1 protein-coding gene is annotated in these 554 nt (G+C 53.6%); it reads left to right on the forward strand.

Going from position 1 to position 554, the window contains the following annotated elements; all coding sequences use genetic code 11:
- Positions 1-554, forward strand: a 554-nt coding sequence (locus KQI75_RS13870; RefSeq protein ID WP_407927195.1) for an electron transfer flavoprotein subunit alpha/FixB family protein, incomplete at both ends; no start/stop codon positions are given.

Genomic DNA, 554 nt, shown 5'->3' on the forward strand with positions numbered 1-554 from the left:
GGCGCAGACAAGGTAATTCTGGTAGATGATCCGGCACTGAAGGATTACACCACCGATGCATATGCAGACGTTATCTGCAAGGCAGTTATGGACAAGAAGCCGGAGATCGTACTGATCGGTGCAACCAACATTGGCCGTGACCTGGGTCCGCGCTGCGCAGCAAGACTGCACACCGGCCTGACTGCAGACTGCACCCATCTGGATGTAGATACTGCTAAGTACGCAGACTTCCTGAGAGAAGCATCTACCCTGAACGTAGATCAGATGGTAGAGACCGGCCGTATCAAGATGGACGACCGCAACCTGAAGATGACCCGTCCGGCATTCGGCGGTCACCTGATGGCAACCATCATCTGCCCGAGATTCCGTCCGCAGATGTCCACTGTACGTCCGGGCGTACTGAAGAAGGGCGAGTACAACGAAGCTAAGGCAAATGCAGTCGTAGTAGAGAAGTACAATGTAGAGCTGGATCCGATCAAGACGCAGGTAGTTGAGATCGTGAAGGAAGCAAAGCAGCTGGTAGACCTGATCGGTGCTGACGTTGTCGTATCTGT

The sequence above is a fragment of the Butyricicoccus intestinisimiae genome (assembly GCF_018918345.1).
GTDB lineage: Bacteria > Bacillota > Clostridia > Oscillospirales > Butyricicoccaceae > Butyricicoccus_A > Butyricicoccus_A intestinisimiae.